This is a genomic window from Pseudomonas sp. LBUM1661, assembly GCF_059695925.1.
In genome coordinates this window covers 4,128,672-4,150,698 of sequence record NZ_CP166794.1, presented here as the reverse complement: position 1 = coordinate 4,150,698, position 22,027 = coordinate 4,128,672, and the positions used below count along the sequence as shown (strand labels likewise).

15 protein-coding genes and 2 pseudogenes are annotated in these 22,027 nt (G+C 58.4%); 11 read left to right on the top strand and 6 right to left on the bottom strand.

Going from position 1 to position 22,027, the window contains the following annotated elements:
* The first annotated feature begins 67 nt into the window (after nt 1-67).
* The 3 genes from ACA057_RS19000 (at nt 68) to ACA057_RS18990 (ending at nt 3,234) form a co-directional block, all read left to right on the top strand.
* Nucleotides 68-1,369 (top strand): NAD(P)/FAD-dependent oxidoreductase, encoded by a 1,302-nt coding sequence (locus ACA057_RS19000; protein WP_497341308.1) that lies wholly within the window; start codon nt 68-70, stop codon nt 1,367-1,369.
* A gap of 57 nt (nt 1,370-1,426) precedes the next feature.
* The gene (locus tag ACA057_RS18995) at nt 1,427-2,515 is read left to right on the top strand and encodes a polyamine ABC transporter substrate-binding protein (RefSeq protein ID WP_497341306.1); all 1,089 of its coding nucleotides are present in this window, start codon (nt 1,427-1,429) and stop codon (nt 2,513-2,515) included.
* Nucleotides 2,516-2,673: 158 nt separating this feature from the next.
* Nucleotides 2,674-3,234 (top strand): nucleotidyltransferase family protein, encoded by a 561-nt coding sequence (locus ACA057_RS18990; protein ID WP_497341304.1) that lies wholly within the window; start codon nt 2,674-2,676, stop codon nt 3,232-3,234.
* On the opposite strand, the pseudogene ACA057_RS18985 reads toward ACA057_RS18990, so the two are convergent.
* Nucleotides 3,221-3,313: pseudogene (locus ACA057_RS18985) on the bottom strand (helix-turn-helix transcriptional regulator); the annotation flags it as partial. The gene ACA057_RS18990 and the pseudogene ACA057_RS18985 sit on opposite strands and share 14 nt — an antisense overlap.
* A gap of 156 nt (nt 3,314-3,469) precedes the next feature.
* The gene (locus ACA057_RS18980) at nt 3,470-3,901 is read right to left on the bottom strand and encodes a nuclear transport factor 2 family protein (RefSeq protein ID WP_401355722.1); all 432 of its coding nucleotides are present in this window, start codon (nt 3,899-3,901) and stop codon (nt 3,470-3,472) included.
* 120 nt (nt 3,902-4,021) lie between these two features.
* Between ACA057_RS18980 and ACA057_RS18975 the strand changes: the two genes are divergently transcribed.
* From ACA057_RS18975 to ACA057_RS18950, 6 genes and pseudogenes are all read left to right on the top strand, one after another.
* Nucleotides 4,022-4,768 (top strand): DUF72 domain-containing protein, encoded by a 747-nt coding sequence (locus ACA057_RS18975; protein ID WP_497341302.1) that lies wholly within the window; start codon nt 4,022-4,024, stop codon nt 4,766-4,768.
* 98 nt (nt 4,769-4,866) lie between these two features.
* Nucleotides 4,867-5,499, top strand: a complete 633-nt coding sequence (locus ACA057_RS18970; RefSeq protein WP_497341300.1) for a CDP-alcohol phosphatidyltransferase family protein — start codon at nt 4,867-4,869, stop codon at nt 5,497-5,499.
* Nucleotides 5,486-6,085: a lysophospholipid acyltransferase family protein gene (locus ACA057_RS18965; protein ID WP_497341298.1), complete on the top strand. Its 600-nt coding sequence runs from the start codon at nt 5,486-5,488 to the stop codon at nt 6,083-6,085. The genes ACA057_RS18970 and ACA057_RS18965 overlap by 14 nt, the downstream gene beginning before the upstream one ends.
* Complete coding sequence (locus ACA057_RS18960; RefSeq protein ID WP_497341296.1) at nt 6,082-7,029, top strand: phosphatidate cytidylyltransferase; 948 nt, start codon at nt 6,082-6,084, stop codon at nt 7,027-7,029. The genes ACA057_RS18965 and ACA057_RS18960 overlap by 4 nt, the downstream gene beginning before the upstream one ends.
* A 153-nt stretch (nt 7,030-7,182) precedes the next feature.
* Nucleotides 7,183-7,938, top strand: a pseudogene (locus ACA057_RS18955) (MCP four helix bundle domain-containing protein); the annotation flags it as partial.
* A complete protein-coding gene (locus ACA057_RS18950; RefSeq protein ID WP_497349958.1) occupies nt 7,933-8,796 on the top strand; it encodes a methyl-accepting chemotaxis protein in 864 nt (287 codons plus the stop codon). The pseudogene ACA057_RS18955 and the gene ACA057_RS18950, both read left to right, overlap by 6 nt.
* A 164-nt stretch (nt 8,797-8,960) precedes the next feature.
* Here the strand turns inward: ACA057_RS18950 and ilvD are convergent, their stop codons facing one another.
* Nucleotides 8,961-10,643 (bottom strand): dihydroxy-acid dehydratase, encoded by a 1,683-nt coding sequence (gene ilvD, locus ACA057_RS18945; protein WP_497341294.1) that lies wholly within the window; start codon nt 10,641-10,643, stop codon nt 8,961-8,963.
* Between the two features lie 375 nt (nt 10,644-11,018).
* Between ilvD and mqo the strand changes: the two genes are divergently transcribed.
* On the top strand, nt 11,019-12,671 hold the full coding sequence (gene mqo, locus ACA057_RS18940) for a malate dehydrogenase (quinone) (RefSeq protein WP_497341292.1): 1,653 nt from the start codon (nt 11,019-11,021) through the stop codon (nt 12,669-12,671).
* Between the two features lie 79 nt (nt 12,672-12,750).
* On the opposite strand, the gene ACA057_RS18935 is transcribed toward mqo, so the two are convergent.
* Entirely contained in the window at nt 12,751-13,896 is a 1,146-nt protein-coding gene (locus tag ACA057_RS18935) for an acyltransferase family protein (protein WP_497341290.1), read from the bottom strand.
* 1,676 nt (nt 13,897-15,572) lie between these two features.
* Here ACA057_RS18935 and ACA057_RS18930 point away from each other — a divergent pair.
* Complete coding sequence (locus ACA057_RS18930) at nt 15,573-16,976, top strand: MFS transporter (RefSeq protein ID WP_497341288.1); 1,404 nt, start codon at nt 15,573-15,575, stop codon at nt 16,974-16,976.
* 374 nt (nt 16,977-17,350) lie between these two features.
* Here the strand turns inward: ACA057_RS18930 and katG are convergent, their stop codons facing one another.
* Entirely contained in the window at nt 17,351-19,606 is a 2,256-nt protein-coding gene (gene katG, locus ACA057_RS18925; RefSeq protein ID WP_497341286.1) for a catalase/peroxidase HPI, read from the bottom strand.
* A gap of 377 nt (nt 19,607-19,983) precedes the next feature.
* On the bottom strand, nt 19,984-22,020 hold the full coding sequence (locus ACA057_RS18920) for an LTA synthase family protein (protein ID WP_497341284.1): 2,037 nt from the start codon (nt 22,018-22,020) through the stop codon (nt 19,984-19,986).
* Nucleotides 22,021-22,027: the final 7 nt, after the last annotated feature.

Genomic DNA, 22,027 nt, shown 5'->3' with positions numbered 1-22,027 from the left:
CATGCAAATGTTGCATGCAGCTCTGAACTGGGATGGCTCGCGGAACGACAGTCAAATGAGGTGACCCATGGAAAACGTATGTGGCTGGATTGCGCAGGCGGGCAGTGCGCCCGTTCGTGATCGCCTGAGCGGCCCGCAAACAGCCGATTGGCTGGTCATCGGTGCCGGCATCACCGGCCTTTCTGCCGCACATTCGCTCGCTGAAATGCACCCTCAGGCACGCATCGTAGTCGTCGACCGGCAGCGCGCGGCGCAAGGGGCCTCGGCGCGTAATTCAGGGTTCGTGGTGGGTCACGAACACCCGGCCACTGATGAGCTTCTGGGCCATTCGGGTTTCGCCGGTTATGAAGTGGATACCTCGATTTCACGCGCGGCCAGCGACGAGGTGCGTCAGCGCATCGCGCGGCACGGCATCGAGTGCGACTTCCGCGATTCCGGGTATTACTTCGCCGTTAGCGACCCGGCCAAGCTGACGCATGTCGAGGAAAAACTGGCGACGCTCAAAGCCGTCGGGGCTTCTGCGCACTTTCTACAAGGCGAACAGCTGATTCAAAAACTCGGAACCCGGCATTACCAGGCTGCGATCTGGTGCGGCAACGGCAACGCACTGCTGCAACCGGCGAAGTACGTGAAGGGCCTGCTCAATGCGCTGCCGGACGGCGTGACGCTCTATGAAAACACCGAGATCACCGGCCTGGAGCGCTTGGACAAAGGGCGCATTCGTGCGAACGGCATTGATGGGTGTATTGAGGCGAAGCAGGTGTTGGTGTGCCTGAACGCGTTCATCCCGCGTGCGGGGATCGATGACAGCGGCACCTTCCCGATGGAACTCAGCGCCAGCCTCACACGGCCGCTCAGCGATGAGGAATTCCAGGCCCTTGGCAGTGTGGAGCCCTGGGGCGTGCTATCCACCCGGCCGCTTGGCGCAACGGTGCGACTGACCCCGGATCGTCGCGTGATGATCCGCAACACCGCGGAGTACCGCTCCAGGGATTTGTCCAACAGCGAGCTCTTGCTCCGTCGCCAACACCACGTGCTCGGTTTGCAGCGGCGTTTTCCGTCGCTGACCGAGCAGGATATTCAGTACACCTGGACCGGCCACTTGAGCGCCTCACGCACCGGGCAACCGTATTTTGCCAAGGTCGAGGAGGGCCTGTTCGCCGTGGCCGGATGCAACGGTTCGGGCGTCGCGCGCGGCACGCTGTGGGGACGCCTGCTGGCTGAAATGGCCTCGGGCGCCAGTTCGCCCATCTTGCGTTCGGTGATGCACAGGGCGCAGCCGGGCTGGCTCCCGCCCAAACCCTTGCTCGATATCGGTGCCATGCTTCGAATGCGCGTGGAGGCGGCCAGGGCCAGAACAGAAATCTAGACACCCTCAAAAGAAAAAGCCCCAAAAGAATAAAAGCTCCTAAAAAGGTGATTGAACATGCACGCCAATAAACTTTCCCTGACGGTCTTGCTCGCGTCGTTTTCGGCAGTCAGTTACGCGGACGAAGTCGTCAATATTTCCAACTGGAACGGCTACATCGCCGACGATACCTTGACCCACTTCACCCAGGAAACGGGGATCAAGGCGACGTACGACATTCACGACAGCAACGAAGTCCTCGAATCAAAACTGATGACCGGCAATACCGGTTATGACGTGGTCAGTCCGTCGAACCATTTTCTATCTCGATTGATCAAGGCCGGGGCGATTCAGAAGCTGGACAAGAGCCAGCTGCCCAACTGGAAAAACCTTGACCCGGCGTTGCTGAAAAAACTCGAGGTCAACGACCCCGGCAACCAGTACGGCTATCCGTACATGTGGGGCACGGCGGGGATTGGCTACAACGTCGAAAAAATCAAAGCGATCTTCGGCAACACCGATGTCACCCATTCCTGGAGCCTGTTTTTTGATGAGGCCAACATCAAGAAGCTGAGTGAATGTGGCGTGGCGATTATCGACAACCCGACGCAGATCCTGCCGATTACCCTCAATTACCTCGGACTGCCGCCCCATAGCCATGAGCCAGCGGACTATAAGAAAGCCGAGCAGGCGCTGCTGAAAATCCGCCCTTACGTCCAATATTTTCACGCCTCCAAGTACATCAGCGATCTGGCCAACGGCAATGTCTGCGCGGTGATCGGCTTCAACGGCGACATTGTGCAAGCCGCCGCCAGTGCCAAGGAAGCCAAGAACGGGATCGAGATCGCCTATTCGATTCCTGACGAAGGATCGACCCTTTGGCTCGATATGGTGGTCATGCCCAAGAGCGCGCCGCATGAGAAGAATGCTTATGCGTACATGAATTACCTGTTGAACCCTCAGGTCATCGCCGACATCAGCAACAGCATCCATTACGCCAACCCCAACAGCGCAGCGGATGAGTTTGTCACGCCGGCGGTGAAGCAGGACCTGGCGATTTACCCGCCGAAAAACGTGATGGACAAGTTGTTTACCGTTGAGGATCTGCCCGCCGCTATCGCGCGCCTGAGCACTCGCCTGTGGACCAAGCTAAAAACCAATACCTGACCGAACATCACCTGTAGGAGCAGAGCTTGCTCGCGAAGACGTCGGCACATACAACGTGGATATAACTGAACATACGCTTTCGTGAGCAGCGAACTTGTAGTGGCCGCTGGATCGCCGGTAGGGTAAGACCGTCGCAAACACCCCCTCAAGGAGAGCGCATGACATTGACGGCCGAGACGCTAACCGAGATCGCCATGACCAACCCGGTCAACGCCGAGCTGGTCCGGCGCTTGCCTTCACTCGACCTGAACCAATGCCTGTTGACGGCGGGCTGCCTTTTTCAGGCGGTCTGGAATCATCAGTCCGGCCGTCCCACGGAGTGGGGCATCAAGGACTACGACGTTTTTTACTTTGATGAAGACGAGTCGTGGGAAGCCGAGAACGAAGTGATCATCGCCACGCGCAGACTCTTCCACGACCTCGATGTGGACATCGAAATCAAGAACCAGGCGCGGGTTCACCTGTGGTACGGGCAGCGATTTGGCCGGGCCTATCCCAAACTCCAGTCAGCAAGGGATGGCATCGATCGGTACTTGATTGCGGGGACGTGTATCGGTCTGGAGGTGGCGACCGGCGAGGTGTATGCGCCTTACGGTTTGAGTGACGTCGAAGCAGGGCTGTTGCGTATCAACCCGCTCAATCATCAGCCTGATTTGTTTGATCAGAAGGCCAAGAGTTATCAGGCTCGGTGGCCGTTTTTACGACGGGCAGGCGTTTGAACCGGCAGACATTGCCGCCCCGAAGCATACATTTTTCGGGGTCGACTTCCCCGTCAGCCAGCGCTCCGATTAAAGCGAGGTAATCGTTTATCAGTCTGCGGGTGGTTTCACTTTGCAGGAAACCGGCAAAAGCGGCGGGGGATATCGTAGGGCGCAAAGAATCGAGCGTGTGGAAATGAGCAGAGAAGGGGACCGGTGACTTCTCAATCAACCCGTCCCCTTGTTTACGCCACGATCAGAACTTGAACGCTTGTCGTCCTACGAGTAACCATTTGCCTTTCTGTTTTTGCCAAATCTGGAAGTTCTCGATTTCGGTTGGAATCACTTCGGTGCCCTTGAGCGCTTGTGCCGAGAAGTGGTTGCGAACCAGCGCGACGTCGCCTGAAACGGTGATGGTCTGGTTCTGCATCTCAAGTGTCTTGAACGCACTTGCGCCGGTTTCGATATCGGCAATGAACGCTTTCTTGTCCTGGATCTTCCCGCTGGAATGCCCGTAGGTCAGGTTCGGGGCGGTCAGCGATTGGAGCTCGGGGATGTTCTTGTGCAGCATCGCCTGGGTCAGATGGTCGACGGCTTGCGCGACATCCTTGTCCGCCGAAGCCGGGGTGGCGGCGACGTAGCCGCTGAAGAGGCAGAGAAAACCAACCAGCAATTTGACTTTTTTCATGGTGTTTCCTTGTTGTTGTAGGTCGTCGTACAACCTAGCATGAGATTCAAGAAAAACGAACTTGCGCAGCAAGATTTTTCTCCAACGTTCAGGTCCGGGACGGAGAAGGGGGGACATCAGATGTCAGCGGTTTACGTAGGGTGTGCCGGCTGGAATCTGCCGCGTGAATACTGGCCGCTGTTTACCGGCCACGGCACACACCTGCAACGGTATGCGTCGCAATTGACGGCGGTTGAAATCAACAGCTCGTTTTATCGCCCGCATCGGCCACACACCTATTTTCGCTGGGCGCAGTCGGTGCCAACGTCCTTTCGTTTTTCGGTCAAGGTGCCCAAGGTCATTACCCATGTGCAGCGTTTGCAGGGCTGCGAGCTATTGCTGGACGAATTTCTTGCCCAGTGCACGGCGTTGGGGGATTCGTTGGGTTGCCTGCTGGTTCAATTGCCGCCGTCACTGGTCTATGACGAAGCGATCGCCACAGCTTTTTTCCAGGCGTTACGCCAGCGTTATGCAGGAGCGGTGGTGCTTGAGCCTCGGCACGCGTCCTGGCTGAGCGCGGACGCTTTATTGATCGAGCAGAAAATCGGTCGGGTCGCGGCTGATCCTTCGCCGATTCGCGGAGGAGGATCTCCGGGCGGCTGGTCGGGAATTCATTACTGGCGCCTGCATGGCTCGCCGCGTATTTACCACAGCGACTATGACCCAAGCCGGCTGCAGGCGCAGGCTGAGCAAGTCCACACATCGGCCCGCGCGGGCATCGACACATGGTGCATTTTCGATAACACCGCCAGCGGTTTTGCCGTGAGCAACGCGCTGACCCTTCAAGCGTTGTCAGCAGCTCATCAGCGCACTTCAGGAAGCGTCTGACATCAATTCGCAGGTTCCTTTGTCAGGGTTGCACTGAACGCTCGACTCGCCACTACACTGCATCTTCAGTACTTCACCCTTGATAGGGACATTGGCACATGGATGAAAACAGAAGGCCGATCAAGACGCGCTCTGCGGGCTGGGCTAAACGCGTTACCGCCATCCTGGTGAAAAAAGACATTTCCCCCAATCAGATCTCCGTCGCCAGCATCGCTTTTGCGCTTTTTGGCGCTGTGGCGCTGAATATTGATAGCGGTGTCGTTGGCTCGATTTGCTGCGCGGTCGGCATTCAGTTGCGCCTGCTGTGCAACCTTTTCGACGGGATGGTCGCTATGGAGGGCGGCAAGCAATCCGCCATCGGCAGTCTCTACAACGAGTTTCCGGACCGCATTGCCGACAGCCTGCTGATCGTCGGGCTCGGGTATGCCATCGGCTATCCGGACCTCGGATGGTTTGCGGCCCTGGCCGCCGCATTGACGGCCTATGTCCGGGTGTTTGGCGGCTCCATCGGCCTGCAACAGAGCTTCATGGGGCCGATGGCCAAGCAGCATCGGATGGCCGTGATGACGGTGGGGCTTTTGCTGAATGCCATCGAAGCGAGCATTTATGGCACTCACTATGTGCTGTTGACCGTTCTGTCCATCATCGCCATCGGATCAGCCGCAACGTGCGTCACGCGAACGCTGGCAATGTCCAGGCAGCTAAAGGATGCCCGCCATGTGGATCAGTAATGCACTGATTTCTGTTCTTCGATTCCTGATCGGCGTCACGGCACGGTGGGAGAGCCCGCCGGATCTCACTCGGCAAAAAATCTATTTTGCCAATCACACCAGCCATATGGACACCCTGGCGATTATTGCTGCGCTGCCGCCCGAAGCCCGTCTGAACGTGAAGCCGGTCGCCGCCGCCGATTACTGGGGGAAGAACAGGTTTTTGTCGTACATCTCGCAGAAAGGGCTGAATGCCGTGCTGATCGATCGTCAGGCAGCGCCTGGCCAAAACGCGCTGGCGCCCATTTTTGAAGTGGTGCAAGCCGGCCATTCGATCATCATCTTTCCAGAGGGCACTCGATCCAGCCAGGCACTGCCGGGGGCGTTCAAATCGGGTCTTTACCGGTTGGGCGAGACCTTCCCCGACGTCGACCTGGTGCCCATCTACCTGGAAAACCTGCATCGCTCCATGCCCAAAGGCAAACACGTACCCCTGCCCATCATCTGCACGATCCGCATCGGCAACCCGCTGGAAAGGATTGCCGGCGAGGAAAAACAGGTGTTCCTGGAGCGGGCGCGTGACGCCATAGTGAGGCTGTCCAAATGAGTCTTGAAGCAAAGTTCTTGTGGTTCTTTTTCGGGCTGGCCTGCTTGCTGGCCATTGCTTCACTCTGCGGTCGGCTGCTGGCCAATCGAGCGAAAACGGAAGCCTCTGTCTCGACCATCGAAAACCTCAACCAGCGCGTGAACGCCTGGTGGGGCATGGTGATCATCTTCTTCGTGTCCTACCTGCTGGGCGGCAACGCGACGGTGGTCCTGTTCAGCTTCATTTCACTGTTCGCGCTCAGGGAATTCATTACCCTGACACCGACAACGCTTGGCGATCATAACGCGCTGTTTTCGGCGTTTTTCATCCTGATCCCGTTGCAATACATCTTGATCGGAACGCATTGGTATTCGATGTTCACGCTACTGATCCCGGTGTATGCATTCTTGTTGCTACCGGCGATTGCCGTGCTGAGCCAGGACACCGAAGGCTTCCTGGAACGGACGGCAAAGATCCAGTGGGGCGTGATGATTTGCATCTACTGCATCAGCCACGCGCCAGCGCTGTTGCTTCTGGATCTGGAGGGGTTCAAGGGCCAGAACGCGCTGCTGCTGTTTTACCTGGTGTTCGTGGTGCAGTTGAGCGACGTGTTGCAGTACGTGTTCGGCAAACTCTTCGGCAAGCACAAGGTAGCGCCGCTGGTGAGCCCGTCAAAAACCGTGGAAGGTTTGGTCGGTGGCGGCCTGTCAGCCACGCTGATTGGCGGCTGCATGTACTGGATGACCCCCTTCAACTTTTGGCAATCACTGCTGATGTCGTTTGTCATTGTGGTGATGGGGTTTCTGGGTGGCCTGGTCATGTCGGCGATCAAACGCAGCCTGAGCGCCAAGGACTGGGGAACCATGATCAAGGGACACGGCGGAATGCTCGACAGGATGGATTCGATCTGCTTCGCCGCGCCGATTTTCTTTCACCTGACGCGGTACTTCTTTTCTGCCATTTAGCTGTCGCCGGCGCCCAAGACATACCGCATGTCGTAAAAAACGGAATGTGTGGCGCCAGGCTAAATAACCGCCCGGACCGGTCGATAACCTCTACAGAAAAGCAATCTGCAGTTGGCGCCAGCCCGCTGACAACGTGCCGAGAGAGGTGCCACCGTGTCCATAAAATTACGTCTACTGTTGCTGATGGGCACCGGCTTGCTCACGGCCTTGATCATGAGCCTGGTCAGCTATCTGGGTAATACCCAGATGGCTGAAGCGGTGAATGACAACCAGGTCAGCATGACCGCGCTGCGCAATCACCTTGAAGCCGACATGATGCACGACGCATTACGCGCTGACGTACTGTCGGCGATGCTGGTCGGGTTGGGCAAAAGCACCAGCACCAAAGCCGAGGTGCGCAGCTCCATCGATGAACACGCGGCGCATTTTCGTGAAGTGCTCGGTGAAAACCTCAAGCTGCCGGTCAACGACACGATTAAAGCGGGCCTGAACAAGGTCAAGCCAAGCCTCGACACCTACATCAGTGCGGCAGAACGCATCGTCAGTCTGGCGCTGGAAAATCCCGATGCGGCGCAAAAAGACCTGGGCGCCTTCAGTGCGGTATTCAGCCAACTGGAAGAGCAGATGGCGGCGCTCAGCGAGCTGATCGAAACCAACACCCAACAGACCAGTACCGGTACTGCGCACGCCATTCATAACGCCAACGTTGCCCTCGGCGCTGTGCTGATCGCCAGCCTGTTATTGCTGCTGGTCCAGGGACGCTGGGTGATTCTGAGTATCCTGGGGCCGTTGCGCACCGCCAGTCGCATCGCCGACAGCATCGCCCATGGCAACCTGAGCGAGCCGATTGTCGAACCTACCAGCCAGGACGAAGCCAGCGCGTTGATTCGCAGCCTCGCCACTATGCAACGCGACCTGCGCGGCATGATCGAGGTCGTGCGCAGCAACGCCCATGGCGTCAGCGGCATGAGCACGCAATTGAGCGATGGCTGCCACGAAGTCGCCGGCAGCAGCCAGCAACAGAGCGCGGCGGCGAGCACCATGGCGGCCGCCGCCAGCGAAATGACCGCGAGCATCGAGGAAATCACCCGGCATGCCGAGCGGGCGTTGAACATGGCCAACCAGGCCGAGGCACTCGCCAAGGATGGTGGCCGAGTGATTCATCAAGTGGTCAACGACATGGACGGCATCGCGCGTTCGGCGCAGCAATCGGCGCAAGTGATCCGCACGCTGGACAAGGAATCCGAAGGGATTTTCAGCATCATTCAGGTGATCAAGGGCATCGCCGACCAAACCAACCTGCTGGCGCTGAACGCCGCCATCGAAGCCGCCCGCGCCGGTGAACAGGGCCGCGGGTTTGCCGTGGTCGCCGACGAAGTCCGCAGCCTGGCCGGACGCACCAGCGCTTCCACCCAGGAAATTGCCACCATGGTTGCACGCATCCAGCAAAGCACGCGCGAGGCAGTGACCAGCATGGAGGCGGGCGTTGCGCAGGTCGACAAAGGCATGGCCGTGACCGCCGACGTCGAACGCGCCATCCGTGAAATCCTCGAAGCCACGCTGAACACCACGCAACTGGTCAACGACATCACCCGCACCATCGGCGAACAGAGCCTGGCCAGCAACGAAATTGCCCATCAGGTGGAAATGATTGCCGGCATGTCGGAAGACAACAGCAAGGTGATTGGCCGGACGGCTTCGACGACCGATGATTTGTCGACGCTGGCGGGGCAGCTTTCGCAGTCGGTGGGTCGGTTTCGGTTGTGACGTGGGTGTACGGTCGTTAGATTTTCGGTGTTTTTCAAGGCCCCTTCGCGGGCAAGCCCGCTCCCACAGGTATCACGTCGATCACAACATTCAGGTCCGACATGTACCCTGTGGGAGCGGGCTTGCCCGCGAAGGGGCCTGAACATTCAACGGAGAACGACGGGTCAAAGGTATTTATCCGTGACCGCGCCCTCGGAGGCGCTGGACACGGTCTTCGCGTACTTGGCCAGCACGCCGCGTTTGTACTTGGATTCCGGGCGTACCCAGCGGGTCTTGCGTTCGGCCAGCTCGGCGTCGGAAACATCGACGCTAATCTGCCGGGTCTCGGCGTCGATGGTGATCTTGTCGCCGTCTTCGATCAACGCAATCGGCCCGCCCTCAAAGGCTTCCGGGGTGATATGGCCGACGACAAAACCGTGAGAGCCGCCGGAAAAACGGCCGTCGGTAATCAGCGCCACGTCCTTGCCCAATCCCTTGCCCATGACCGCCGATGTCGGCGAAAGCATTTCGCGCATGCCGGGACCGCCCTTGGGGCCTTCGTAGCGGATCACGATCACATCGCCGGCCTTGACTTCGCCATTGAGAATACCGGCCAGCGCACCTTCTTCGCCGTGATAGACACGGGCGGTGCCTTCAAAGCGCAGGCCTTCCTTGCCGGTGATCTTGGCCACGGCGCCGGTGGGTGAAAGGTTGCCGCGCAGCACCACCAAATGGGAGTCCTTTTTGACCGGTTGATCGAAGGGCAGAATCACGTCCTGACCTTCGGGGTAGTCCGGCACGTTTTGCAGATTCTCAGCCAGGGTCTTGCCGGTGACGGTCAGCACATCGCCGTGCAACATGCCGGCGGCGAGCATGCGCTTCATCAACGGCTGGATACCGCCGATGGCCACCAGTTCACTCATCATGTAGTTGCCGCTGGGGCGCAGGTCGGCCACTACCGGCGAGACCTTGCCCAGCTCGACGAAGTCGTCCAGTGTCAGCTCGACGTCTACGGCATGCGCCATGGCCAACAGATGCAGCACGGCATTGGTCGAGCCGGCGAGGGCGATCACCACGCGGATCGCATTTTCAAAGGCTTTGCGGGTCATGATGTCTCGCGGCTTGATGTCCAGCTTGAGCAACTCCATGACCTGCTGGCCAGCGCGGAAACTGTCCGACGCCTTATCGTCGCCGACCGCATCCTGAGAGCTGGAACCCGGCAGGCTCATGCCCAACGCTTCAATGGCGGAAGCCATGGTGTTGGCCGTGTACATGCCGCCACAGGAACCGGGGCCGGGAATCGCCACTTCCTCGATCTGCTTGACCTGGATCTCGTTGATGTCCCCGCGCGCATGCTGGCCCACGGCCTCAAACACCGAAATGATGTCGGTGTGCCCGGCGCCCGGCCGAATAGTGCCGCCATAGACAAAGATCGACGGACGATTAAGCCGCGCCATGCCGATCAGGCACCCCGGCATGTTCTTGTCGCAACCGCCCACCGTCACCAGCCCGTCAAAGCCTTCGCAACCGGCCACCACTTCAATGGAATCGGCGATCACCTCGCGCGACACCAGCGAATACTTCATGCCTTCGGTGCCATTGGCGATGCCGTCGGAAATGGTGATGGTATTGAAAATGACGCCCTTGGCGCCGGCGGCATTCGCGCCTTTTTCGGCTTCGACGGCCAACTTGTCGATGTGCATGTTGCACGGTGTGACCATCGCCCACGTGGAGGCGATGCCGATCTGCGGTTTCTTGAAGTCTTCGTCGGTGAAACCCACGGCGCGCAGCATGGAGCGTCCGGGCGCGCGTTCCACGCCATCGACCACTTGAGAGGAATATTTGCGCAGATCAACGTTGTCGCTCATGACGTCTCCTCACCGGCTCATCGAGAAAAGCACGATGAGTATAGTGGTCGAGGCGGACTATCAAGTCGGGAACAGACGCGCGGGTTTGCCGTGTCGTGATATTCTTCGCATTAACTTGGTTTGACCTGTTCAGTTTGCGTGTCCTTGCGACGCGCCAACAGAATCACTGTCGCTCAAGTAGCTGAGGCCAATAATGATAAAAAACCAGTTCAGTAGGGACATATAAACTGAGGTCGATGCAGTAAGTCGGCCTTGTGTGCCCACCCTCCAATCCCTATGCGCGGGAACCCACGACAGGCTGCCTGCTTGCCGTGAACCAGGGGCCTTGTGACTGCGGATGGAAGGGCGGATGGCGTTTTATCATAGGTGCTACAGATGTTTAAAAAAATGAACACAGCCCTGCTTGGGCTGGCTTTGTCGATGGGGATCGCGTCCGCGCAAGCGGAAGAGGCAAAGAAAGTCGATGTGCTGCTCATTGGCGGCGGCATCATGAGCGCGACCCTGGGTGTCTGGCTCAATGAGCTGGAACCGGGCATGTCGATGGAAATGGTCGAGCGCCTCGACGGCGTCGCCCTGGAAAGCTCCAACGGCTGGAACAACGCCGGTACCGGTCACTCCGCCCTGGCCGAGTTGAACTACACCCCGGAAGACGAGAACGGCAAAGTCTCGATCCCGAAAGCCGTTGAAATCAACGAAGCGTTCCAGATCTCCCGTCAGTTCTGGGCCTGGCAGGTTCAGCAAGGCGTGCTGAAAAACCCGCGTTCGTTCATCAATTCCACGCCGCACATGAGCTTTGTGTGGGGCGACGACAACATCAAGTTCCTGAAAAAGCGTTACGACGCTTTGCAAGCGAGCCCGTTGTTTGCCGGCATGCAGTACTCCGAAGACCCGGCTGTAATCAAGAAGTGGGTTCCGCTGATGATGGAAGGGCGCGACCCGAACCAGAAAATCGCGGCCACCTGGTCTCCGATCGGCACCGACGTCAACTTTGGCGAGATCACCCGCCAGTTCGTTGCGCACCTGCAAACCACGCCGAAGTTCGACTTGAAGCTGTCTAGCGAAGTGCAAGACATTACCAAGAACGCAGACGGCAGCTGGCGCGTCAGCTACAAAAACCTGAAAGACGGCAGCAAATCCGAAACCGACGCCAAGTTCGTCTTCATTGGCGCGGGCGGCGGTGCACTGCACTTGCTGCAGAAGTCCGGCATTCCTGAAGCCAAGGAATACGCTGGCTTCCCGGTAGGCGGCTCGTTCCTCGTCACCGAAAACCCGACCATCGCCGAGCAACACCTGGCCAAGGCCTACGGCAAAGCCTCCGTTGGCGCGCCGCCGATGTCGGTTCCGCACCTGGACACCCGCGTGCTGGACGGCAAGCGCGTGATCCTGTTTGGCCCATTCGCGACCTTCAGCACCAAGTTTCTCAAAGAAGGCTCGTACCTGGACCTGCTGACCACCACGACCACGCACAACGTGTGGCCAATGACCAAGGTCGGCATCAAGGAATACCCGTTGGTGGAGTACCTTGCTGGCCAACTGATGCTGTCTGACGAAGATCGCCTCAACGCCCTGAAAGAATACTTCCCGAACGCCAAAGCCGAAGACTGGCGCCTGTGGCAAGCCGGCCAACGCGTGCAAATCATCAAGCGTGATGAAGCAGCGGGCGGCGTGCTGAAACTGGGTACTGAAATCGTTGCCTCGCAAGACGGCACCATCGCTGGCCTGCTGGGCGCATCGCCAGGTGCATCGACCGCTGCGCCGATCATGCTGACCGTGCTGCAGAAAGTGTTCAAGGACAAGGTGGCTTCGCCTGCCTGGCAGGAAAAGCTGCACCAGATCGTGCCGAGCTATGGCACTCAGTTGAACAACGATCCAGCCAAAGTGGCTGAGGAGTGGGCTTACACCGCCAAGGTGTTGCAGCTGACTCCGCCACCGGCGATGGGGCAGGTGGTCGCTCCGGCTGCTGCTCCGGCTGATGCTGACAAGGCGAAAGCGCCGAAGGCAAATGCTGCCAGCGATATGGCTTTGTAAGTAGAAGCGCAATCGCAAAGCCCACTGAACCGGTGACGGTCAGTGGGCTTTTTTGTGGGTGGGTTTTGAGGGCCTGCGTTCAGTCAGCGTCCGGCCTCAACACCGGGCTTCTGTGCGCGGGTTTGTTGCTGAGCGTTCGGCCAAGGGCTTGCCCGGTCATTTCGACATAGCGGTAGGTGAACATCGATACCAGGATTACCCCACCCACTACCAGCAACGCGATGACGTTGTTGAACAGGGCATTGCCGGTGTCCAGGTAGCGGGTTCCGTCGATCATCGGTGCTATGTCAACGCCGAGAACCTTTGCCGCCACCATGAACGCCGACACGACGCAAAACAGAATGGCCGCGTGGGTCAGGTAGATGGAATAAGACAACTTGCCGAGAAACCCGAAGGGCCGTCCCGCCAGCAACCGCGACACCGCGCCGCCATCAAAGGCGAATATCAAAACGATGACGCCGAACAACGGGCTGGCCACCAACGCTTTGCCTGCAAAATCGTTGACCACGAACACCAGCGCCGCTGCCACCGCCGCCACTTCAAGCGCTGTCAGCAACCCGGCGTTGGCCGGGCCGGGATGGGGGAGCTTCAGATACACGGCATACGCCAGGCAGCCAGTGAAAAAATAGGTGATGCCCCGCAGCGACTCGATGGTGAAGAAGGTATTGCCTGCAAACATCAATGCCAGGGCCACGCAGACCATCGTCGCCCATACCCATGTCCTGACCCCGAAGGCGATGCTCAGGATCACGGCGAAGATCATATAGGTGTAGTACTCGATACTGATGCTCCAGGACGGATAGTTGAACGACAGTGGATTGGTCAAGTACGTCCAAGATTGCAACAGCAGCGCATTAGGCAGAATTTCAGCCGGGGCAAACTTTCCAGTGAAAGGCGCATTGTTGAACGTCATGCCTTTTTGGACAGCCATATACCGGCCGCACTCCAAGAGTATAAAAACACCCAACATGAAGAGGTGCAGCGGCAATAAACGGAAAGTCCGCGTTATGAAGAATCTGCGAAAATTAAACTGCACAGCGCTGCCATAGGCATGCGTCAAGACAAAGCCGCTCAGTACAAAAAAGAACGAAACAAAGACGTCGGCATGGCGAAAAAACAACCATTCGGTAAAGCTGTCGCTGACGCGCAAGTGATAGAGCATCACGGAAGCGGCCAGCAGCCCCCTGAAACTGTCCAGCGAGTAAAACCGCTTCTCTGCGCGCATATCCCAGGCTCCCTGACTTGCATAGACGGCATGTTTTGGATTCACCTACGATCACCCTGTCGCTGGGTCGGCGATGGTTTCGCACGGCTTCAACCCGGTGACGTGCCATCCGCTCCCGGAATGATTGCAAACCTTTCAGTGCTGCAATGAAGAGCGTAGCGCAAGATTTAAACGCTTAATTGGCGAATAACAAACCGCTGATCTGATGTCACGCTAGCATCACTCTTTCAAAGAGCAAGCTGGTTTTTTTGTTTGATGACGGATGTGTTAATGACGCAATTACAGCGTCAAAAAAGCTACTAATTTTTTAGGGGGAATTGGGGGTTGGATTATGGCGATTGGGATGGGGGTATATCCGTTGCTGCGGTAACGGCTACTTACGGTTCCGCTCTTACAGCGGGTCACTTTTGGCAAACGCCCCAAAAGTAACCAAAAGGTCTTGCCCCTCCATTCGGTGCCTCGCTTAGGCTCGGCATGCCCTCACTCCGGCATTGCTCCGGGGGCCCGCCGCCATCGGCCATCCCTGGCCGGGGGCGGCTACCGCGGCATCCTTGCCGCGGTACCCCCTGCGCAACGCCTGCGTTCGGCCTATGGGAAAGGGGCGGTAGATCTGGAGCCAAAGCAAAGCAACAGCCAGATCAAAAGCGAACGCAACATCTAAAAAAACACGGTCCCCTGTAGGAGCGAGCTCGCTCGCGATGAACCCACAGGCACCGCGTTTATCCTGTTAAAACGCGTCATCATTGGCGTCCTTCGCGAGCAAGCTCGCTCCTACAGGGGAATGCGTATTTCCCAGTCAGGCCGGCCTGCAGGCCGCCGTGCTTTTGATTTTGACGCACCGCCCCTCGTAAGGCCGAGTGGAGGTTCTGCGCAGTGGGCAACCCGGCATGGATGCCGGGTTAGCCGCCCCCGGCCATGGATGGCCGATGGCGGCGGGCCCACGGAGCAGGACCGGAGCGAGGGCATGCCGAGCCTTAGCGAGGCACCGAACGAAAGGGCAAAAGCGCTTTGGTTACTTTCGCGCTTTTCGAAAGTGACTCGCCGTAAGGGCGGAACCAATAGCAGCCGTTACCGAAACAACGGATATACACCCAATGCATGGTGTTGGTCGTCGTACAACAAATCTTGACGCTTAAAGCCCCAAACCCCGCCCTCAACACCCCACAAATCAAAGGCTAACAACCCCACAGCCTGCACAACCCGTACGAAATAGAAACTCCAGCAAGCCATCTTTATCAAGACGAACGGCCATTTTTCAGATTGACAGCCCGGCACCGAAGTCGATATAAAAGCGACAGTTGTACGACGACAGACGATAAGTCAGCTGTTCAACCCTAAAAATAAAAATGAGTGTCGGCCCCCACTATGAATTCCACCAACGTCCTCACCTCCTCGATTGCCGCTTCCCCTGGCTCGATCTTGACCGATCGCCCGTTCGCACCGTCACGCCCATTGCATGCTCCAAACGCCTCATAGCACTCGCTAAAAGTCCGCCCTGAGAATTTTGCTGCGCGTGATCCAACCGGTGGCGGGAGAACACAATAAGTCGATCGGGAACACGGCGAACCCTGACTTGCCCTGGCGCGGACTCTCGCGTTTTGGCGATGCCTTACGACACAATTGATCTCGCTTGAAACCGAGAGATCATCACCATAATCCAATAATAAAGTGATGCTATGAATCTGAACGAGCCCATCAATCCGCAACGCATAGGCCAGGCCGTTGGCAAATATCGCTGGACGATCTGTGCGCTGTTGTTTTTTGCCACCACTGTCAATTACCTGGACCGTCAGGTACTGAGTTTGTTGGCGCCAGACCTGTCGACACAATTTGGCTGGAGCAACACCGATTACGCCAACATCGCTTCGGTTTTCCAGTTCGTGTACGCGATCTCCATGCTGTTCGCCGGCCGTTTCGTCGATAAAATCGGCACCAAGACGGCCTATATCGTGGCGATCGGCATTTGGTCGACCGGCGCGATAATGCACGCGTTTTCGGTGCCGATGGGCGAGGGCATCGCTGCCGTGAGCAGCGCGTTCGGCCTGGCGGTCATCCCGGTCTCGATTGCCGGCTTCATGCTGTCGCGCGCTGTGTTGGCGATCGGTGAAGCGGGTAACTTCCCGATTGCGATCAAGGCCACTGCCGAATACTTCCCGAAAAAGGAACGCTCCTTCGCCACCGGTATCTTCAACTCCGGCGCGAACGTTGGCGCGGTCCTGGCACCGATTTGCGTGCCGCTGATCGCCGGTCTCTGGGGCTGGGAAGCAGCGTTTATCGTGATCGGCATGTTGGGCTTCGTTTGGGTAGCCGTCTGGATTGCCTTGTACGAGAAACCGGAACAGCAAAAACGCTTGTCGGCGCAGGAGTTGGCCTACATCCGCAGCGATGACACCGTGGAAGTAGTCACCGCGCCGGTGGCGGGCGAAGTCGCCAAAAAAGTCTCGTGGTTCAAATTGCTGACCTACCGCCAGACCTGGGCCTTTGCCTTCGGCAAGTTCATGACCGACGGCGTGTGGTGGTTCTTCTTGTTCTGGTTGCCGACTTATCTGTCGGCGCAATACGGCATGAAAGGCCAGGCCATCGTGTTGCCGCTGGCCGTGCTGTACAGCATGACCATGGTCGGCAGTATTGGCGGCGGCTGGTTCCCGAGCTATTTCATGGCGCGCGGCGACAAGCCGTATGACGGTCGCATGAAAGCCATGCTGGTGATTGCGTGCTTCCCGCTGCTGGTGCTGCTGGCACAGCCATTCGGTTACATCAGTTTCTGGGTGCCGGTATTGCTGATCGGCGTGGGCGCGTCGGCGCACCAGGCGTGGTCGTGCAATATCTTCACCACCGTGTCCGACATGTTCCCGAAAAAGACCGTCGCTTCGGTGGTCGGTATTGGCGGCATGGCAGGCGGCTTGGGGGGGGTCGTGATGACCAAGATCGGCGGTTGGGTGTTCGACTACTACAAGTCCATCAACGATATTCACACCGGTTACATGATCATGTTTGCAATCTGTGCGCTGGCCTATCTGGTGGCATGGAGCGTGATGAAAATGCTGGTGCCGCGCCACAAGGAAATCACTGACCTGTAAACGGCGGTTAGTGCGGTAAGAGGCTCCGTTCCATTGAGATGGGACGGAGCTTTTTTCGTTTTTATGACTTTGAGATCGCAGCCTTCGACAGCATCTGATCCGTACTTTTCATCGCAATCTGCCTCTGTCATGCACACAGCCCTAGGCTCACAATGACGGCACGGTCAGCGTTCACCGAACGGGCTGCACCGCAAACTCAATGTAGGAGGCCTTCATGGGCAAGATGGCGATTTTCCTGGGTGGATTTCTGGTGTTGACCCTTTTGATTGGCGCGCTTGCCACGATTTCTCCGGTTTAGTGCTTCCAGCGACAGCGCTGGCAAAAAGCACAACGCCTCCACAATGGGAGGCGTTGCGATCGTTCAGTGATACCGATTACTTAAGGTCGAAGCGATCCAGGTTCATCACCTTGGTCCATGCCGCCACGAAGTCGTTGACGAATTGTTCCTTCGCGTCGCTGCTGGCATAGACCTCGGCCAACGCGCGCAGCTGCGCATTCGAGCCAAAGACCAGGTCGACACGGGTGGCAGTCCACTTCGCTTCACCCGTTTTGCGATCGCGGCCTTCGAACTCCTCGTTAGCTTCCGAGACCGGTTTCCACTCCACGCCCATGTCCAGCAGGTTGGTGAAGAAGTCGTTGGTCAACGCCCCTGGCTGCTTCGTGAAGACCCCGTGCCTGGTTTGCCCGACGTTGGTGTCCAGCACCCGCAGGCCGCCAATGAGCGCGGTCATTTCAGGCGCGGTAAGCGTCAGCAGTTGCGCCTTGTCGATCAACAGCTGTTCGGACGGTACGCGGTATCTGCCTTTGAGGTAGTTGCGGAAGCCATCGGCAATCGGCTCAAGGAAACCGAACGATTCCACGTCCGTTTGCTCTTGCGAGGCATCCATTCGCCCCGGTGTGAAGGGCACCGTCACGGTGTGCCCGGCATTTTTTGCAGCCTGTTCGACGCCGGCGTTACCGGCCAGCACGATCAGGTCCGCCAGCGAGATTTTCTTGCCGCCGCTGTTGAACTCATTCTGGATGCTTTCGAGTTTGCCCAGCACGTTGGCCAGTTGCTCAGGCTGGTTGGCTTGCCAGAATTTCTGCGGAGCCAGACGCAGGCGGCCACCGTTGGCGCCGCCGCGCTTGTCCGAGCCTCGGAAAGTGGAAGCCGCCGCCCAGGCCGTCGACACCAGCTGCGAGACCGACAGGCCCGAGGCGAGGATTTTGCTCTTGAGTGCAGCGACGTCACTGTCGTTGACCAGTTCGTGGTCGACCGCCGGGATAGGGTCTTGCCACAGCAGTTCTTCAGCCGGCATTTCCGGGCCGAGGTAGCGCGAGAGTGGCCCCATGTCGCGGTGGATCAACTTGAACCAGGCGCGGGCGAAGGCGTCGGCCAATTGATCGGGATTGGCCAGGAAGCGTCGCGCAATCGGTTCGTAGATCGGGTCGAATCGCAGGGCCAGGTCCGAGGTCAGCATGGTCGGATTGCGCCGCTTGGACGGGTCGTGTGCGTCTGGAATGGTGCCGGCCCCCGCGCCGTTTTTCGCTATCCATTGGTTTGCACCGGCCGGGCTTTTACTCAGTTCCCACTCGAAACCGAACAGGTTTTCCAGGTAGTTGTTGCTCCACCGGGTGGGCGTGGTGGTCCAGGTTACTTCCAGGCCGCTGGTGATGGTGTCCGGGCCTTTGCCGGTGCCAAAGCTGTTCTTCCAGCCAAAGCCCTGTTGTTCGAGGCCAGCCGCTTCCGGCTCGGCGCCGACATTGTCGGCAGGTCCGGCGCCGTGGGTCTTGCCGAAGGCGTGGCCGCCGGCGATCAGGGCTACGGTTTCCTCGTCATTCATCGCCATGCGACCGAACGTTTCACGGATGTCCTTGGCCGAAGCGACGGGATCCGGGTTGCCTTCGGGGCCTTCAGGGTTGACGTAGATCAAGCCCATCTGCACCGCAGCGAGCGGGTTTTCGAGGTTGCGTCCCTGCTCGGTACGGCTCTCTTCGTTTTCGCCGGGTTCGGCAACGAGTGGGCCTTCGCCGGGCTCTTGCATGGGTTCATTGTCTTTGCCGTAGCGCGTGTCGCCGCCCAGCCACTTGTTTTCAGAACCCCAGTAAACGTCTTCATCCGGTTCCCAGACGTCAGGACGCCCGCCAGAAAACCCGAAGGTCTTGAAGCCCATGGATTCCAGCGCGACGTTGCCGGTGAGGACGATCAGGTCCGCCCAGGAAATGTTACGACCGTACTTTTGCTTGATCGGCCAGAGCAGCCGGCGCGCCTTGTCGAGGCTGACGTTATCCGGCCAGCTGTTGAGCGGGGCGAAGCGTTGTTGACCGGAGCCGGCACCGCCACGCCCGTCACCGGTGCGGTACGTGCCAGCGGCGTGCCAGGCCATGCGAATGAAGAGGGGCCCGTAGTGGCCGAAGTCCGCTGGCCACCAATCCTGAGAATCGGTCATCAGTGCATTCAGGTCTTGTTTGACCGCCGCAAAGTCCAGGTTTTTGAACGCTTGGGCATAGTTGAAGCGCTCGCCCAGGGGATCGGACAGGGACGAGTGCTGGTGCAGGATCTTCAGATTCAGTTGGTTCGGCCACCAGTCGCGGTTCGTTGTGCCACCGCCAGCGGCGTGATTGAACGGGCATTTCGATTCGTTTGCCATCTGTGAGCTACCTTTGGTCGTGTTCATCCGGCTATTCGGCCCAGCGTTGGGCGTTAAACAGCAACGGGCGAAACCAATGACACAGGCTGCAGGGCCAGCACTTTGATCAACTGATTGTTTTGATGACTCGGGGATTCTGAACAGCGGCAATCGAGTTGCCTGCACGGTGGCCCACGGCAGGTTTAGTCAGGCTTCTGACCCATTCCTATCTCCTTATCAGCTCTTACCGGCCGGCTTATGGTGCCAGCGCTCGACTAAGGTTAGACCCCAGTTGGGAAGTCAGCTAATAGGTGGAGTATTAGATCGTGATAGGCAGAGTCTTTTAAGGAGCCACGGGTAACCCCGCGTCTATTTGCAGTATAGACGCGGGAAAACCCTCACTTGCGCACGTTCTGGTACAGCATCAACCGTGAGGTTTCATGCATGGCGCGGGTCAGCTCCACCAAGCGTTTGAATTCTTCAGGGTTTTGCTGGGCGACGTTGTCCAGCGGGGTTTGTGAGGCCAGATCATGCAGGCTCGGCGAGCTGCCGTCGTGCTCCATCTGCACCATGTAGTGTTGAGTCACGCCGGCAATCAGCGGGAAGGTGCCTTCACGCAAGACCAACGGCACCACGCGCTCACCCTCCGGCGCTGGCTGCTGGATATCACGGCCCATGCCGCTGTTGCGGAACTCAAGGCCGGCCATGCCGGCCACGGTTGGCAGCAAGTCCACCAGGCCGACCGCTTCCTCGACCTTACGCGTCCCGAGCAAGCCGGGGGCGTGGATGAGCATCGGCACCGCGTTGCTTTCCAGGCCCAGTTGCTCGTAGGCCGGTGCCAGGAAAGGGATCTGGGCGATACGGGTGTTGTGGTCGCCGAACATCACAAAAATGGTGTTTTCGTACCAGCCACCGGCCTTGGCGATTTCCATCAGGCGGCCGATGTTGAAGTCCAGCAAGCGCACGGCGTTGTACTGCTCGACACTGCGTGAGCCAGCGGCCTGGACTTCTTCCAGGGTCGGGTGCTTGACCTCGAACCCGTCATTGGTCTTGGGAATCGTGAAGGGACGATGATTGCCGGCCGTTTGCACGTAGGCGAAGAACGGTTTGTCCTTGGGCAGCGCTTGCACGATCTGGTCGGTTTCCTTGAACAGGTCCAGATCCGAGATCCCCCAGACATCCACTACCGGGGATTTCCAGTCACGCTCTTCGAACAAGCGCACGCCATCGATGCTTTGCCGAATCAAGGCATTCATGTTGGCCCAACCGGAGTTGCCGCCGATGGTGTAGATCTTCTCGTAGCCGGTGAAGGCATTGATCAGCGTATTCTGCTTGGTGATCAGCGGATTACGCGTCGCGGTTTCCTGGCGAGTCACGTCAGGCACTCCGCTGATGCTGGCCCAGACGGTTTTTGCGGTCCCGGTTACCGGCACGTAGAAGTGTTCGAAGAACCAGCTCTGAGTGGCCAGGCGATCGATATTCGGCGTCGGGTTGATCGGGTTGCCATAGGCGCCGACGGCACTGGTACCCAGTGATTCGAGCATGATGAACATCACGTTCGGCGGTCGCGAACCCGGTACTTTGTAAGGTTGTGGCGCTTGATGGCGGACGAAGTTCAGGGCTTGCGGATCAGGCTGCTCGACGCCCAGATACTTGGCCATGACCGCGTAGTGTTCGCGCACCTGCGCTTCGTCATAGCGCGACTGGCCGACCTTGACCGTGTCGTAGAGGAAAATCACCGGGTTCAGGCCCAACGCCGCTACTTGGTTATTGCCCGAGAAAAACGCATCGCTCCAGCGCAGCGGGACCGGGTTCTCAAGGTTCATGTTTTCCACACGGCCCAAAATACCCAGCAGCACCAGCACCACCATCACCGCGCCACCCCATGTGGCGGAGAGCGGGTGAATGACTTGGCGCGGGCGGTCCAGCGTGATGCGTTCCAGACGCACCAGTGCCAGGGTCACCAGAGTGACGGTTGCCAGCCAGCCCAATGAAATCCAGATAACCGGGTAGGTCTGCCAGACCATGTCACGGGAGATTTGCGCATCTTCGATGAAGCGCAACACCGTGGCGTTGATCCGCACGCCCAGGTAGGCGTAATGGCCAAAATCGATGATGTAGATCAGCAGCAGCGCGCTGAGGATAGCCACCAGATAGACCCGGGCGAGGAGGCGAAGCAGACGGCTGCCGATCAGGTTCCAGCGAGGAATCCAGGCCAGCAACGCCAACGGCAGCATCACCAGGATGGCCAGGCGCAGGTCGAAACGAAAGCCGATGCCCAGGGTTTCCAGGACAGCTTTTTCGTCGCTCAGGGCGTTGGCGTCGAAACCGGAAAAGCCGAAAAAGAACACCACACGCAGCAGTGCAAACAGCACAAACGCGATCGCTGTTGCGCCCAGCCAGTAATGTAAACGTCTCGATTTCAGCCAACCCATCCGTGTT